The organism is Xanthomonas euroxanthea (assembly GCF_903989455.1).
Classification (GTDB): domain Bacteria; phylum Pseudomonadota; class Gammaproteobacteria; order Xanthomonadales; family Xanthomonadaceae; genus Xanthomonas; species Xanthomonas euroxanthea.
In genome coordinates this window covers 2,796,665-2,808,681 of sequence record NZ_LR861803.1, presented here as the reverse complement: position 1 = coordinate 2,808,681, position 12,017 = coordinate 2,796,665, and the positions used below count along the sequence as shown (strand labels likewise).

12 protein-coding genes are annotated in these 12,017 nt (G+C 65.7%); 11 read left to right on the top strand and 1 reads right to left on the bottom strand.

The window, feature by feature from the left end:
• The first annotated feature begins 281 nt into the window (after positions 1–281).
• The 11 genes from H7A86_RS11755 to H7A86_RS11705 all read left to right on the top strand — a co-directional run bounded on the left by H7A86_RS11755 (position 282) and on the right by H7A86_RS11705 (position 11,431).
• Positions 282–1,313 carry an N-acetylornithine carbamoyltransferase gene (locus H7A86_RS11755; protein WP_119131457.1) on the top strand — a complete coding sequence of 344 codons (1,032 nt, stop codon included), beginning with the start codon at positions 282–284 and terminating at the stop codon, positions 1,311–1,313.
• Between the two features lie 52 nt (positions 1,314–1,365).
• Positions 1,366–2,607, top strand: a complete 1,242-nt coding sequence (locus tag H7A86_RS11750; RefSeq protein WP_180707865.1) for an argininosuccinate synthase — start codon at positions 1,366–1,368, stop codon at positions 2,605–2,607.
• A gap of 196 nt (positions 2,608–2,803) precedes the next feature.
• Complete coding sequence (locus tag H7A86_RS11745) at positions 2,804–3,904, top strand: acetylornithine deacetylase (RefSeq protein WP_119131459.1); 1,101 nt, start codon at positions 2,804–2,806, stop codon at positions 3,902–3,904.
• Positions 3,905–3,952: 48 nt separating this feature from the next.
• Complete coding sequence (locus H7A86_RS11740) at positions 3,953–5,296, top strand: acetylglutamate kinase (protein WP_119131460.1); 1,344 nt, start codon at positions 3,953–3,955, stop codon at positions 5,294–5,296.
• 5 nt (positions 5,297–5,301) lie between these two features.
• Positions 5,302–5,913 carry a GNAT family N-acetyltransferase gene (locus H7A86_RS11735; protein WP_119131538.1) on the top strand — a complete coding sequence of 204 codons (612 nt, stop codon included), beginning with the start codon at positions 5,302–5,304 and terminating at the stop codon, positions 5,911–5,913.
• Positions 5,910–6,860 carry an N-acetyl-gamma-glutamyl-phosphate reductase gene (gene argC / locus H7A86_RS11730; RefSeq protein ID WP_119131461.1) on the top strand — a complete coding sequence of 317 codons (951 nt, stop codon included), beginning with the start codon at positions 5,910–5,912 and terminating at the stop codon, positions 6,858–6,860. Before H7A86_RS11735 ends, argC begins: the two co-directional genes overlap by 4 nt.
• 126 nt (positions 6,861–6,986) lie before the next feature.
• Complete coding sequence (locus H7A86_RS11725) at positions 6,987–8,282, top strand: argininosuccinate lyase (RefSeq protein WP_119131462.1); 1,296 nt, start codon at positions 6,987–6,989, stop codon at positions 8,280–8,282.
• The gene (locus tag H7A86_RS11720) at positions 8,282–8,635 is read left to right on the top strand and encodes a cupin domain-containing protein (RefSeq protein ID WP_180496635.1); all 354 of its coding nucleotides are present in this window, start codon (positions 8,282–8,284) and stop codon (positions 8,633–8,635) included. The genes H7A86_RS11725 and H7A86_RS11720 overlap by 1 nt, the downstream gene beginning before the upstream one ends.
• Complete coding sequence (locus tag H7A86_RS11715) at positions 8,635–8,895, top strand: YciI family protein (RefSeq protein ID WP_115676911.1); 261 nt, start codon at positions 8,635–8,637, stop codon at positions 8,893–8,895. The genes H7A86_RS11720 and H7A86_RS11715 overlap by 1 nt, the downstream gene beginning before the upstream one ends.
• 13 nt (positions 8,896–8,908) lie before the next feature.
• Positions 8,909–10,063: a glutamate 5-kinase gene (gene proB, locus H7A86_RS11710; protein WP_119131463.1), complete on the top strand. Its 1,155-nt coding sequence runs from the start codon at positions 8,909–8,911 to the stop codon at positions 10,061–10,063.
• 123 nt (positions 10,064–10,186) lie between these two features.
• Complete coding sequence (locus H7A86_RS11705; RefSeq protein WP_119131464.1) at positions 10,187–11,431, top strand: glutamate-5-semialdehyde dehydrogenase; 1,245 nt, start codon at positions 10,187–10,189, stop codon at positions 11,429–11,431.
• A gap of 70 nt (positions 11,432–11,501) precedes the next feature.
• On the opposite strand, the gene H7A86_RS11700 is transcribed toward H7A86_RS11705, so the two are convergent.
• The gene (locus H7A86_RS11700) at positions 11,502–12,002 is read right to left on the bottom strand and encodes a hypothetical protein (RefSeq protein ID WP_232099089.1); all 501 of its coding nucleotides are present in this window, start codon (positions 12,000–12,002) and stop codon (positions 11,502–11,504) included.
• Between the last annotated feature and the right edge of the window lie 15 nt (positions 12,003–12,017).

Sequence of the window (12,017 nt, the reverse complement as noted above, 5' to 3'; positions counted from 1 at the left end):
ATGCGAGGATTCGCGCCCTATGCACGCAAACGCCTTTCAGCACGACACCAGCGCCGCCCGGATGGCCTCCGGCATGACCTCGCGTGCCCGCCGACCGGAATCCCACATTTTCGCTGGGTAACCGGAGCGTTTGGCTGTTCCGCTGTTGAAAACCCAGCCCTGAGGCTGGGTTTTTTCGTTTTGACGTCACAAAAGTTTCAACCGCAAGAAACGCGCATGTCGCGCACCCCGTCGCTCCTGGCGGACCACGCAGCAGAAGCACGCAGCACAAGGACCGATCGATGTCACTGAAGCACTTCTTGAACACCCAGGACTGGAGCCGCGCCGAACTGGACGCGCTGTTGACCCAGGCCGCGTTGTTCAAACGCAACAAGCTGGGAAGCGAGCTGAAGGGCAAGTCGATCGCGCTGGTGTTCTTCAACCCGTCCATGCGCACGCGGACCAGCTTCGAGCTGGGCGCGTTCCAGCTGGGCGGGCATGCAGTGGTGCTGCAGCCGGGCAAGGATGCCTGGCCGATCGAGTTCAATCTGGGCACGGTGATGGATGGCGACACCGAGGAGCACATCGCCGAAGTGGCGCGCGTGCTGGGCCGCTATGTCGACCTGATCGGCGTGCGCGCATTCCCGAAGTTCGTCGACTGGTCCAAGGACCGCGAGGACCAGGTGCTCAGGAGCTTCGCCAGGTATTCGCCGGTACCGGTGATCAACATGGAGACGATCACCCACCCGTGCCAGGAGCTGGCGCACGCGCTGGCCTTGCAGGAACACTTCGGCACCCAGGATCTGCGCGGCAAGAAGTACGTGCTCACCTGGACCTATCACCCCAAGCCGTTGAACACCGCGGTGGCCAATTCCGCGCTGACCATCGCCACCCGCATGGGCATGGACGTGACCCTGCTGTGCCCGACGCCGGACTACATCCTGGACGAGCGCTACATGGACTGGGCGGCGCAGAACGTGGCCGAAAGCGGCGGCTCGCTGCAGGTCAGCCACGACATCGACAGCGCCTATGCCGGTGCCGACGTGGTGTATGCCAAGAGCTGGGGCGCACTGCCGTTCTTCGGCAACTGGGAGCCGGAAAAGCCGATCCGCGACCAGTACCAGCACTTCATCGTCGACGAACGCAAGATGGCGCTGACCAACAACGGCGTGTTCTCGCACTGCCTGCCGCTGCGTCGCAACGTCAAGGCCACCGACGCGGTGATGGATTCGCCCAACTGCATCGCCATCGACGAGGCCGAGAACCGCCTGCATGTCCAGAAGGCGATCATGGCGGCGCTCGCTTCGCAAGCGGGAATCGGGAATCGGGAATAGAGAATCGCAACAGCAAGAACGTTGATCCCCACTTTTACGTACCAAGGAAACAATGATGAGCACTGCTTCCACCATTCCCGATTCCCAACTCCCGATTCCCGGCGGCAAGAAGGATATCGTTCTCGCCTTCTCCGGCGGCCTCGACACCAGCTTCTGCATTCCGTATCTGCAGGCGCAGGGCTATGCGGTGCACACCGTGTTCGCCGATACCGGCGGCGTGGATGCGGAGGAACGCGACTTCATCGAGAAGCGTGCCGCCGAGCTGGGCGCGGCCAGCCATGTCACCGTCGATGGCGGTCCGGCCATCTGGCAGGGCTTTGTCAAACCGTTCGTGTGGGCCGGCGAGGGCTACCAGGGCCAGTATCCGTTGCTGGTGTCCGACCGTTACCTGATCGTCGATGCCGCGCTCAAGCGCGCCGGGGAACTGGGTACGCGCAGCATCGCCCACGGCTGCACCGGCATGGGCAACGACCAGGTGCGTTTCGACCTGGCAGTGAAGGCGTTGGGCGATTACCAGATCGTGGCGCCGATCCGCGAGATCCAGAAGGAGCACACCCAGACCCGCGCCTACGAGCAGAAGTATCTGGAAGAGCGCGGCTTCGGCGTGCGCGCCAAGCAGCAGGCCTACACCATCAACGAGAACCTGCTCGGGCTGACCATGTCCGGCGGCGAGATCGACCGTTGGGAAGCGCCGGGTGAAGGTGCGCGTGGCTGGTGCGCGCCGCGCAGCGAGTGGCCGGCCGAAGCGCTGACCGTCACCCTGACGTTCGTCGAAGGCGAGGCGGTCGCGCTCAACGGCAAGACGCTGCCCGGCGAGCACATCCTGGCCCAGCTTAACAAGCTGTTTGCGCCCTACGGCGTGGGCCGCGGCGTGTATACCGGCGACACCGTGATCGGTTTGAAGGGCCGCATCGTCTTCGAAGCGCCCGGCCTGATTTCGCTGCTGACCGCGCACCGCGCGCTGGAAGATGCGGTGCTGACCAAGCAGCAGAACCGCTTCAAGCCGGATGTGGCGCGCAAGTGGGTGGAGCTGGTGTACGAAGGTTTCTACCACGACCCGCTCAAGACCGATATCGAGGCGTTTTTGAAGTCGTCGCAGTCCAAGGTCAACGGCGAGGTCACGCTGGAAACCCGCGGTGGCCGCGTCGATGCGGTGGCGGTGCGTTCGCCGCATCTGCTCAACACCAAGGGCGCGACCTATGCGCAGTCGGCCGACTGGGGCGTGGAAGAGGCGGAAGGCTTCATCAAGCTGTTCGGGATGAGCTCGACGCTGTATGCGCAGGTGAATCGCTGAGGCGACCGCTCCGCAGGCAGCCGGCATCTTGCTTCTCCCGCGTGCGGGAGAAGCTGGCGCATCGCGCCGGATGAGGGCGACCTGCCGCATGCCCCCATCCGCCCTGTCGGGCACCTTCCCCCGCAGGCGGGGGAAGGGCCAGATGGGCGTTAGAAAGACCGTCCACCCTCTGGCCGACGCAATCAAGACGCGATCAATGACCACACTGCTCGACAACACACTGACGCATCTGCAAAAGCTGGTGTCCTTCGACACCCGCAACCCGCCGCGGGCGATCGCTGCCGAGGGCGGCATCTTCGATTATCTGCGCGCGCAGCTGCCCGGGTTCCAGGTCGAGGTGATCGACCACGGTGCCGGTGCGGTAAGCCTGTATGCGGTGCGCGGTGCGCCCAAGTACCTGTTCAACGTGCATCTGGATACGGTGCCGGATTCGCCGCACTGGAGTGCCGATCCGCACGTGATGCGGCGTACCGATGATCGCGTGATCGGCCTGGGCGTCTGCGACATCAAGGGGGCGGCAGCGGCGCTGGTGGCGGCGGCCAATGCCGGGCAGGGCGATGCGGCATTCCTGTTTTCCTCCGACGAGGAAGCCAACGACCCGCGCTGCATCGCCGCGTTCCTGGCGCGCGGCGTGCCGTATGACGCGGTGCTGGTCGCCGAGCCGACCATGAGCGAGGCGGTGCTGGCGCATCGCGGAATCAGCTCCGTGCTGATGCGCTTTGCCGGGCGTGCCGGGCATGCGTCGGGCAAGCAGGATCCATCCGCCAGTGCGCTGCACCAGGCGATGCGCTGGGGCGGCAGGGCGCTGGAGCATGTCGAGTCGCTGGCGCATGCGCGCTTCGGCGGCCTGACCGGCCTGCGTTTCAACATCGGCCGCGTCGAGGGTGGCATCAAGGCCAACATGATCGCGCCGGCGGCCGAGCTGCGTTTCGGCTTTCGTCCGTTGCCGTCGATGGATGTGGATGGCTTGCTGGCCACGTTTGCTGGCTTCGCCAATCCTGCGGCAGCGCAGTTCGAAGAAACCTTTCGCGGGCCGAGCCTGCCGTCGGGTGACATCGCGCGTGCAGAAGAGCGCCGCCTGGCCGCACGCGATGTCGCCGATGCGCTGGACCTGCCGATCGGCAATGCAGTGGATTTCTGGACCGAGGCCTCGCTGTTCTCGGCCGGTGGCTATACCGCACTGGTGTATGGACCGGGCGACATCGCCCAGGCGCACACCGCCGACGAGTTCGTGACGCTTGCGCAGTTGCAGCGTTACGCCGAGTCGGTCCATCGCATCATCAACGGCTGCAACTGAACCCGCGTTCCGCGCCTGGCGCGGCCATTCCTCTCTTCGATCACGGCAATGTCCCTCTCCGCACAGCCTCACAAACAGACCCGTCAGACCATCGTGCGCCTGCTTTCGAGCATGGCCAGCGCCAAGGAAATCAGCCAGTACCTCAAGCGTTTCTCGCAGCTGGATGCCAAACGCTTTGCGGTGGTCAAGGTGGGCGGCGCGGTGCTGCGCGACGACCTGGACGCGCTGACCTCGTCGCTGTCGTTCCTGCAGGAAGTGGGCCTGACCCCGATCGTGCTGCATGGCGCCGGCCCGCAGCTGGATGCGGAGCTGTCTGCAGCGGGCATCGAAAAACAGACCGTCAGCGGCTTGCGGGTGACCTCGCCCGAAGCCCTGGCGATCGTGCGCAAGGTGTTCCAGGCCTCCAACCTCAAGCTGGTGGAAGCGCTGCAGCAGAATGGCGCGCGTGCGACCTCGATCACCGGCGGCGTGTTCGAAGCGCAGTATCTGGATCGCGACACCTATGGCCTGGTCGGCGAGGTCAAGGCGGTGAACCTGGCGCCGATCGAAGCCAGCCTGCAGGCCGGCTCGATTCCGGTGATCACCAGCCTGGGCGAGACGCCGAGCGGGCAGATCCTCAACATCAACGCGGATTTTGCCGCCAACGAACTGGTGCAGGAGCTGCAGCCATACAAGATCATCTTCCTCACCGGCACCGGCGGTCTGCTGGATGCCGATGGCAAGGTGATCGATTCGATCAACCTGTCCACCGAGTTCGATCACCTGATGCAGCAGCCGTGGATCAATGGCGGGATGCGGGTCAAGATCGAACAGATCAAGGACCTGCTCGATCGCCTGCCGCTGGAATCATCGGTATCGATCACCCGGCCGGCGGATCTGGCCAAGGAGCTGTTCACGCACAAGGGTTCGGGCACGCTGGTGCGGCGCGGCGAGCGCGTGTTGCGCGCGACCTCCTGGGACGAACTGGACCTGCCACGGCTCAAGACCCTGATCGAATCCAGCTTCGGCCGCACGCTGGTGCCCGAGTACTTCAGCAGCACCAGGTTGCTGCGCGCCTACGTCAGCGAGAACTATCGCGCGGCGGTGATCCTCACCGATGAGGGCATGCTGGGTGCAAGCGCGTTGATCTACCTGGACAAGTTCGCCGTGCTCGACGATGCGCAGGGCGAAGGCCTGGGCCGTGCGGTATGGAACGTGATGCGCGAGGAGACTCCGCAGCTGTTCTGGCGCTCGCGGCACAACAACCAGGTCAACATCTTCTACTACGCCGAGTCCGACGGCTGCATCAAGCAGGAGAAGTGGAAGGTGTTCTGGTACGGGCTGGAGAGCTTCGAGCAGATCCAGCATTGCGTGGCGCATTGTGCGACGCGCCAGCCGACGCTGCTGGGCTGAGTACGATGGCGCCCGTCGCATTGCCATTGCTTTGGCGCGAGCTGCCCACGCTACGCGGGCAACACGCAACACTGGAACCATTGCAGGCTGCGCATGCCGATGGTCTGCGCGGCGCGCTGGGCGATGGGGCCTTGTCGCGGCTGTGGTACACCGGCGTGCCGGCACCGGCGCAGGTGGACGACTACGTGGGCGCGGCCTTGGATGCGCAAGCCGGCGGGCGGGTGCTGCCTTACGTGGTACGCGATGCGGCCGGCGAGGTCGTCGGCTGCACGCGCTATTACGGGCTGGATGCGACAGTGCCCAAGCTGTCGATCGGCTACACCTGGTACGCGCCGCGCGTGCAGCGCAGCGGCGTCAATACCGACACCAAGCGGATGCTGCTGCAGCACGCCTTCGAAACGCTGGGCTGCCTGAGCGTGGTGTTCGAGACCAGCTGGTTCAATCACACCTCGCGCGCGGCGATTGCGCGGCTCGGTGCAAAGCAGGACGGCGTGCTGCGCAATCACACCCGTCACCCTGACGGCACACCGCGCGATACCGTGGTGTTCTCCATCATCGATACGGAATGGGCCGGGGTCAAACGCCACCTGCAGTTCCGCCTGGAAGCAAACGCATGACTGTTCAAGCAACGACCATCGGCATCGTCGGTGCCCGCGGGCATACCGGATCGGAATTGATCAAGCTGGTGGTGGCACACCCGCATCTGCAGCTGCTGTTCGTGTCCTCGCGCGAACTGGCCGGGCAGCCGGTGGCCGACCACAACGCTGCGTATCGTGGCGAATTGCGCTACGAGAGCCTGGATGCCGACGCGGTGGCCGCCAAGGCCGCCGACGTGGTGATCCTGGCATTGCCCAACGGCAAGGCCGAACCCTTCGTCGTGGCGATCGATGCGGCCAGGCCGCAGACACTGCTGATTGATCTGTCGGCCGATTACCGCTTCGATCCGGCCTGGTATTACGGGTTGCCGGAGCTGACGCGCGGCAACTACGCCGGGCAGAAGCGCATCAGCAACCCGGGTTGCTATGCCACCGCGATGCAGCTGACGATCGCCCCTTTGCTCGACCAACTGGCCGGCCCGCCGCAGTGTTTCGGCGTCTCCGGCTATTCGGGTGCGGGCACCACGCCGTCGGACAAGAACAACCCCGAGCTGCTGGCCGATAACCTGATGCCGTATGCGCTGACCAACCACATCCACGAGCGCGAAGTCTCTGCGCAGCTCGGCGTGCCGGTGGAGTTCATGCCGCATGTGGCGCCGCATTTCCGCGGCATCACCATGACCGTTAACCTATGGCTGCAGCAGCCGCTGACACGCGAGCAGATCCAGGCGCGCTACACGCAGCGTTACGCCGACGAGCCGCTGATCGAGATCGTCGATGAAGCGCCGTGGGTCAGCCGCATTGCCGGCAGGCATGGCGTGCAGATCGGCGGCGTGACGCTGGCGCCGGGCAACAAGCGGGTGGTGGTGGTGGCCACGCTGGACAACCTGCTCAAGGGCGCGGCGACGCAGGCGATGCAGAATCTCAACCTGGCGTTGGTCTGGGACGAATTGACTGCGATTGGCTGATGATGCGAGTCCCTCGCAAGAGCCCGCACATCCATGTGCGGGGATTCGAAGATGCGAGTCCCTCGCAGCAGCCCGCACCTCCATGTGCGGTGATTTAACTGGACGACTTACTCGAGACGCTTTCCGATGACCAATCTGTTGTGGCAAAAACCCGGCGTGGCGGTGGACGCCAAGATCCAGAGTTTCCTGGCCGGCGACGACGTCATCCTGGACCGTGAGTTCTTCCTGTGCGACATCGCCGCCAGCAAGGCGCATGCGCAGGGGCTGCAGCACATCGGCATCCTGTCGCTGCAGGAGCTGGGCGGGCTGAGCGAGCAACTGGATCTGCTGGCTGCCGATTTCCGCAGCGGTGCGTTCGTGCTGGACGAGCGCTACGAGGACTGCCATTCGGCGATCGAAGCGCGCCTGACCGAACGGCTGGGCGATGCCGGCCGCAAGATCCACACCGGGCGCAGCCGTAACGACCAGATCCTGGTCGCCACCCGCCTGTGGTTGAAGGACAAGCTGCAGCGCGTGGCCGAGCTTGGCGCGGAGATCGCCAAGGTGGCGCTGGATCGCGCGCAGGCAGAAGCCGCGTTGCCGGTGCCGGGCTATACGCATATCCAGCGCGCGGTGGTGTCCTCGGCCGGCATGTGGTGGGCAGGCTGGGCCGAGGCCTTTATCGACAATGCGGTGCGTGCGACCGACACCCTGCGTCTGGTGGACAGCAATCCGCTCGGTACCGCGGCCGGTTACGGTGTCAACCTGCCGCTGGACCGTGCACACACCACTGCCGAGCTGGGCTTTGCACGGCTGCAGGTGTCGCCGATCTATGCGCAGCTCTCGCGTGGCAAGTACGAACTGGCCGCGCTCGAGGCGCTTGGCAGCGCAACGCTGGACCTGCGCCGGATTGCCTGGGACCTGTCGTTGTTCACCAGCGGCGAGTTCGCCTTCGTCGCGCTGCCGGCGCAGTACACCACCGGCAGCTCGATCATGCCGAACAAGCGCAACCCAGACGTGATCGAGCTGATGCGCGCCACCCACGCCAGCGTGGCCGCCGCGCGCACCGAGATCGAACAGCTGCTGTCGCTGCCGTCGGGCTATCACCGCGACCTGCAGAGCAGCAAGGGCGCCATCGTGCACGGCTTCGGGCGCGGCATGGCGGCGCTGGAACTGCTGCCGGCCCTGCTGGCCAACCTGGAATGGCGCCCGGACAAGCTGCGCGCGGCGATCGATTCGGGCATGTACGCCACCGACGTGGCGGTGGAAGCGGCCGTTGCCGGTGTGCCGTTCCGCGAGGCCTACAAGGCCGCGGCGGAATCGGCCGACACCGCCGGGCAGGGCCGCACGCCGGAAGGCAGCCTGGCCGCGCGCGTCTCGCCAGGCGCCGCCGCGGACCTGCAGCTGGACGTGCTGCGTGCCCGCTGGGAGGCGCTGGTCTGATGGCCGTGATCAGTACCGACAGCGCAGAACATTATCCCTGGGGCGAGGCCAGCGATGGCTGGCACCTGCTGCGCGACCCCAACCTGAGTGTGCTGGAAGAACGCATGCCGCCGGGCGCTGCCGAACTGCGCCATCGGCACAGCCGCGCACGGCATTTCTTCTATGTGCTGGCCGGCGAGGTGATGCTGCAGCTGGACGGCGAGCAGCATGTGCTGCGCGCGGGGCAGGGCCTGCATGTGCCGCCCGGTTCCACCCACCAGATGCACAACCTGTCCGAGAGGGAAGCGCGCTTTCTGGTGATTTCCACGCCGTTCGGCCGTAGCGAAGCAGCACCCGACAAGGAGGCCGGCTGATGGCGACGCGCTATCTGGTATTGGCGATGCGCAAGCCGGATTTCCCGGCCGATGTGGTGCAGCCGCATCGTGCATTTCTCGACACGCTTCGCGCGGCCGGGCAGCTGGAGCTGACCGGCGGCTTCAGCGATGGCAGTGGTGGCGCCTACGTGCTGGTCAACGTGGACAGCCTGCAGCAGGCGCAGCAGATCGTGGCACGTGATCCGCTGGTACTGCGCGATGCCTCCACGCTGACCGTCCATGAGTGGAACACGCACTGAGCAGATCGTCGCCATGAGCACGCCCATCGCCACTGCTGCGTCGTTTACCGAGCAGGCGCTGCCGCCGTGGCGACGCGCAGTGCTCAAGGTCGGCAGCAGCCTGCTGGCCGCCGATGGCGGTGGCTTGTCGCCACGATTCGCATTGGGCCTGGCGCAATTCGTGTCGGCCAATCTGGCGGCCGGGCGCGAGCTGGTGATCGTGTCGTCGGGCGCGGTGGCGGCCGGCCGGGCGATCCTGCCCAGGGCGGCCGAGGCCGGCGCACCGATCGCCGCGCGCCAGGCGCTGGCTGCGCTCGGACAGGCGCAGTTGATCGCGCTCTGGCAGCGCTTCTTCGAGCGCCCGGTAGCGCAGGTGCTGCTCACCCACGACGACCTGCGTAACCGCCGCCGCTATCTCAACGCACGCGCCACCCTGGGCGAGTTGTTGCGGCTGGGCGCGTTGCCGGTGATCAACGAAAACGACACCGTGTCGGTGGACGAGCTCAAGCTGGGCGACAACGACAACCTGGCCGCGATCGTCGCCGCCCTGGTCGATGCCGATGCCTTGTTCATCGCCACCGATATCGACGGGTTGTACAGCGCCGACCCGCGCAGCAATCCGCTGGCGCGGCCGCTCGACGAGGTGCCCGAGCTCACTGCCGAGGTGCTGGCGATGGCCGGCGGCAGCGGCAGCAGCGTGGGCACCGGCGGCATGCGCACCAAGCTGGAGGCCGCTGCCAAGGCCGGTGCGGCCGGCATCGAAACCTATCTGTTCAACGGCCGCAATGGCGATGTGGTGCGCGCCCTGGCGCAGGGTCGCCTGCATGGCACGCGGATCCATGCCGCGCGCACGCGCATCGCCGCCCGCAAGTACTGGCTGCGCCACGCACCCGTGGAGGCGGGCGCGATCCTGATCGATGCCGGTGCCGCCGCCGCGCTGACCGACAAGGGCGCCTCGCTGCTGCCGGGCGGGGTGGCCGGTGCGCACGGCGATTTCCGGCGTGGCGACATGGTGGAGATCCGCCTGCGCGACGACGCCGGCGAGCGCCGCCTGGCACGCGGCGTCAGCCAGTATTCGGCCGTGGATATCCGCCGCATCGCCCGCCGCCACTCGCGCGATATCGAGCCCGTGCTCGGCTACAGCTACGGCGAGAACGTGGTGCATCGCGATGATCTGGTGCTTTTGTAGCGGGGAATCGGGAATCGGGAATCGCAAGAGCGTTTCCAGCCAACTTTCCCGCTGCCGATTCTGCCGCAGTAAAGTGATGGCGCGTGCTTTTACCATTCCCGATTCTCCACTCCCGATTCCACAATGACCATCAAATCCCTCGCCCTGCAATGCCGTGATGCGGCGCAAGTACTGTCGCAACTTTCCGCGCAGGCCAAGCAGGCCTTGTTGGAGGCGATGGCTGCCGCGCTGGAAGCCGATGCCGCATCGATCCTTGCCGCCAACGCGCGCGATCTTGAAGCCGCCCGCGCCAAGGGCACCGGCACGGCCATGCTCGACCGGCTGGCACTGGACGACAGGCGCCTGGCCGGCATCGCCGCAGCCTTGCGCGAGGTTGCGCAATTGCCCGATCCGGTCGGGCAGGTCACGCGCGAGGATGTTCGCCCCAATGGCATCGTCGTGCAGAAGGTGCGCGTGCCGCTGGGGGTGATCGCGATGATCTACGAAGCACGCCCGAATGTGACTGCCGATGCGGCAGCGCTGTGCATCAAGGCCGGCAATGGCGTGATCCTGCGGGGCGGCTCGGAAGCGATCCACTCCAATACCGCGATTGCGCGCGCCCTGCAGCGCGCCTTGCACGAGGCCGGCGTGCCGGAAGCGGCGCTGACGCTGGTGGAGGATCTACGCCGCGAGACCATGCTGGAGCTGCTGCAACTCAGCGATATCGTCGATCTGGCGATTCCGCGTGGTGGCGAAGGACTGATCCGCTTCGTCGCCGAGCATGCGCGCGTGCCGGTGATCAAGCATTACAAGGGCGTGTGCCATCTGTTCGTGGATGCGTCGGCGGACGTGGATCTGGCCGTGCGTCTGTTGGTCGATGGCAAGGCCAGCCGGCCATCGGCCTGCAATGCGCTGGAGACCTTGCTGGTGCATGCCGACATCGCCGCGCGTTTCCTGCCGGCGGCCGCGCAGGCCCTGCGCGACCGTAACGTGGAGCTGCGTGGCGATGCGGCAACGCGCGCACTGTTGCCGGATATTGGCGCCGCCAGCGACGAGGACTACGCCGCCGAATTCCTCGACCTGATCCTGGCCATCCGCGTGGTGCCGGATCTGGACACCGCGCTGGCGCATATCCGCCAGTACGGCTCGGACCACACCGAGGTGATCGCCACCCGGGACGCCGCCAATGCCGAGCAGTTCGTGCAGTCGCTGCGCTCGGCGGTGGTGATGGTCAACGCGTCCTCGCGCTTCTCCGACGGCGGCGAGCTCGGCCTGGGTGCGGAGATCGGCATCTCCACCACGCGCCTGCATTCCTACGGCCCGATGGGCCTGGAAGCGCTCACCGTGGAGCGCTTCGTGGTGCGTGGCGAAGGCCAGGTACGCCATTGAAGTGGCATGCGTTGCCGGCTTAGTCCTGTGGCGCTGTGCATTGCAGCGCCACTGGCCGACATCGACTCGATCACGTGGCCCGCTTTTCTCCTCCAAGCACCGTGCTCATCCATTCATCGCTTGTTGGGGAAACGAAGCCAGTTCCTGACAGCCACACCTGTTTCCCCGCGCGGTCCCACTTTTCCATCTTTTCTTTGAATTCGGCGGGATAGTCGTTTGCCCTGCAGGCGATATTGCACCAGGGGTCGCAGACATAGATGTCCGCGTCCCAATCTGTCATGTCCGAAGGCAAGCTGCCTGCGCGCGGCACTGGGCCGACGATCGCGGCGGTGTGCGCTGTTCCATTGAAGAAAGCAAGGCGTGCGATCTGGTTGTGATCTTGCTGCAAATAGTGGACGGCCAGGGTAGCCAGCTCACCGCAATTGTGCGCGTTCCCATCCATGGCCGCCGACACCACGTCCTCTTCCAGGTTATCCACCTGCTGTCGCATCCGGGCGATCTCTGCAGTCGCATTGTGGATTCGAACGGCCTCCTCAAAGCCAGCGTTTCTCTTTTTGTTGCTCGATTTCAAGCGGGGCGCCTTGTA